This window comes from Lutibacter sp. B1 (genome assembly GCF_012524075.1).
GTDB lineage: Bacteria > Bacteroidota > Bacteroidia > Flavobacteriales > Flavobacteriaceae > Lutibacter.
Genome location: NZ_JAAZUI010000052.1, coordinates 1 through 3,740 on the forward strand (window position 1 = coordinate 1; position 3,740 = coordinate 3,740).

Below are 3,740 nucleotides of genomic sequence, written 5' to 3' on the forward strand. Positions count from 1 at the left end.
AACAATGGCTATATTGCATTGTGGCGGATTTTCTTTTTCAGAAAATCCTCGTATATTTACTAAAGTTACTGCTATGGCGGAAAAATCTTGCCGATTTTTCCACAACGACAACATAGCCTAAACCGTTAGCATAAATAGCTCGAATGAGTTTTGGTCAGAAAAATTAAAGTTGAAAAAGTTAATTGAAAACTATGATTTTTAGCAATATTTCGGAGTGAAAATTGTAGCGGTCAGATTTGAGCAATGAAAACGGAAAGAATTGAGTTTTTACTGAAAAAATTGTACTAAACAGAGAAATTTCTGAGTGATTTATACTCAAAACGGAATGAGAATTGTATCGGAATGAATTTGCTTTGAATGAAAATATGTACAAACCTGAAAAATTCCAGATTGACTTCCACTCTACCGGAATTGAGAATTGAAACGGCTAAAATTTTGAGCAACGAATCCGAATATCTTTAATAATGAATAATTGCAATAAACTGAGAAATTTCAAAGTTTTTCCTGTAAAACGTGAAAATTATAGCGGAGAAAAAGCTAAATGAGAAAAATTAGTATGTTTGATAAATTTCAGATAACAGAAAAATTCAATGCTCAGCAGAACGTGTCGCTAAATATGCTAACAATGGCTATATTGCATTGTGGCGGATTTTCTTTTTCAGAAAATCCTCGTATATTTACTAACATAACTGCTATGGCGGAAAAATCTTACGATTTTTCCACAACGACAACATAGCCTAAACCGTTAGGCAAAATATGATATGATTAAAGATACTAGACTATTGATTATGCATTTCGAAATCGAAATGTTAATTCTAAAGTGAGAAGATAGATGAAGTTTTTATACTATTTCTATCTTCTTCAATTTTTATATTTTTTATTTGTAATAAATTTTATAATTCTATTATATTCTATTACTTATTTAAGTATAATATTATTTTTAGTAATACTATTAATACAATTCTATTACTATTCTATTTATGATAAAGCTTTAATATTTAAAGTTCCATACACAAGAGAATATGTCTAGTATCTTTTTAGATAAAAAAATAAAAGATAATATAAAGCAGAAGTTTTATAAGGTTAAAGATTTAGAGGAATTTGCAACATTACTCAATTTTGTTGAAAGACAGTTTTTTAAAAACTTTAAAGCTGAAAAATTAATTGATGTAGATTATCTTTACTATCTTTCAAAAACGAAATCTTCTAGATATACTCAATTTGAAATTCCAAAAAAAAATGGTTCAGTTAGAGTAATAAACTCTCCAGATACCACATTAAAAAGAATTCAAAAGTTAATCAATATTATTTTACAAATAATATTTGAAGACTACTCTCATTACAATTCAAATGGATTCATTTTAGGTAAAGATATTAGGCGAAATGCAATTCCACATATTAATAAAAACTATGTTTTAAATATTGATATTAAAAACTTTTTCCCTAGTATAAATTTTAGGAGAATAAAAGTTGTTTTAGAACTATCTCCTTTTAAGCTTAACAACAACAGAGAGAAAATTTCATTTTTAATTGCTAATCTCGCTACAACAGATGGCACCCTTCCACAAGGCTCACCAATTTCACCAATAATTTCAAATATTGTAACACAAAAATTAGATAGAAAATTATCCAAATTTTGTTTAAAAAGTAAAATAAAATATTCAAGATATGCAGATGATTTGACTTTTTCTAGTAATAAAAAAGTATTTAATTCCGAATTTATCGAAAAAATTGAGGGTATCTTAAATCAAGAAAACTTTTTAATTAATAATCAAAAAACTAGAATTAAATCCTCAATGGAGCGACAAGAAGTGACTGGATTAGTCGTAAATAAAAAATTAAATATTAAAAGAGAATTTTTACAAAAAACAAGAGCAATGCTTAACAATTGGGAAAAAGGAGGTCTCAATTATGCTAAAAAAGAATTTAAGAAACACCAACCTGAATCCAAAAAAAATTACGAATTTAAAGATGTTCTTTTAGGTCAAATTTCATTTATACGATTAGTAAAGGGAATAGAATCTCCTATAGTTAATAAAATATCATTAAAATTTAATTATCTAAACAATTTAATCGATTACACCTTTATTTCAAATGAAAATGTTAAAAAGAAGTTAATCAATGATAATATCAAAATGGAAAAATTACTTTTTGACAAAAATGAATCTGAAGAAGATATATTTATTCCTTTTTGCACATCTGCTTTTCATCAAATAGAAAACCTTTTGAATTATTATTATTGGCGAAAATTTCCGGTATTCTTAGATCTGTTAAAAACTCTTTTAGAGAATAATCCAAATTTCAAAAGAAGATATAGAAACCTAAAGAATGCAAATAATCATTTCAAAAAAATAAGTGACTTAAATATTAATGTACTCGTATACCTGTATGAAAAAGAATTCTTTTTTGATAAAAACAGATATTATGATAAAAGAATTACTCATTTAAGAGAAGTTAGAAATGATGATTCTCATAGATGCCAAATTATAGATATTGATAAAGATTCTTTAAAAAAAGACTATGAGTTATTACAAGACAAAATCAAAATTCAAGACAAAAAAGGGAAACAATTTGACTATAAAAAAGAAGATAAAAAGTTAATTCGTTCGTATGAAACATTAAAATTTATTGAAAAGAAAGATTTTAAAAAAGTTAGAAATTCATTGCGAATTATGAGTTATCAAATAAAAAATACTTTGCCTAACAATGTACATAAAAAATAGCTTCATTTAGTAAAATAGAATGTTTCTAACTAATAAAATAACTAAATTTAAACATCGTAAAATAACGTTTTCAAAAACGCTACTTTTCATGTACTAGACCGTTGGTTAAAATAACGAGATTGGAACTTGGCAGAGAAATTTTTCTTCAAAAATAATGATTTACTAAAGCTGAAAATTAGTCCGATTTTGAGCACTATTCAGGAATGAATTTTTTAAATAGTTTTTTTCCAAAACTAAAATTCTGCTTCAACTGAGAATTCTCTGAGAACTCTTCTCTCCTATTTTATCATTCTGCTAAATTGAGAAATTTAATGAGTTGAATCCGTTAAATTGATTTGATTTTCGTTTCGTGGGAGTTTTTCTCTTATTTTTAGTTTTCTAAGCTAATTTTCTTCTAAATCAATAAAAACGAACTCGTTTGAATGATTTTTAGATTGTTCTAGTTGCTTTTCATCTTTTCTACTAAACTGAAAAATTCATCAATGATTGATTTTTTAGATAATTCGTTTTCTTTTTATAATTAGTACAAATCTTGATAAATAACACTCAAAAGATTGATTTTCTGATTGTTTTAGTTGCTTTTCATCATTTCCATAAACTGAAAAATTGCAACTTCTTTCAACTGAATTTGAGAAATATCACGTAATGAAAATAGAGAATTAAAACCATCAGATTTGAGAAATGAATCGATTAAATTTGAACTAAAATTGATAAATCCAACTATGTTTGATTAAGTTACTTTAACCAACAATGGCTATATTGCATTGTGGCGGATTTTCTTTTTCAGAAAATCCTCGTATATTTACTAAGCTAATTGCTATGGCGGAAAAATCTTGCCGATTTTTCCACAACGACAACATAGCCTAAACCGTTGGGCACAAGGTTGAAAATGAACTTTCCTGAAATAGGTTGACTAAAAATTAAACCATTAATTACAGTCACTTATGAAATCACAAAATGAACACTGGCGAAAAAAAAGCTACCAGAAAGTAACCTTAGAAACCAAACTTTTGGTCG

The 3,740-nt window shown here is 26.2% G+C and carries 2 protein-coding genes; both read left to right on the forward strand.

What is annotated here, in order from left to right:
• Positions 1-541: 541 nt before the first annotated feature.
• Complete coding sequence (locus tag HGB55_RS14505; RefSeq protein ID WP_168817724.1) at positions 542-736, forward strand: hypothetical protein; 195 nt, start codon at positions 542-544, stop codon at positions 734-736.
• A gap of 286 nt (positions 737-1,022) precedes the next feature.
• Positions 1,023-2,723, forward strand: a complete 1,701-nt coding sequence (locus tag HGB55_RS14510) for a reverse transcriptase domain-containing protein (protein ID WP_168817726.1) — start codon at positions 1,023-1,025, stop codon at positions 2,721-2,723.
• The last annotated feature ends 1,017 nt before the right edge of the window (positions 2,724-3,740 follow it).

Coding starts and splice junctions, on each gene's coding strand:
- HGB55_RS14505 (WP_168817724.1), top strand. CDS start 542: ATGAGAAAAATTAGTATGTTTGATAAATTTCAGATAACAGAAAAATTC.
- HGB55_RS14510 (WP_168817726.1), top strand. CDS start 1,023: ATGTCTAGTATCTTTTTAGATAAAAAAATAAAAGATAATATAAAGCAG.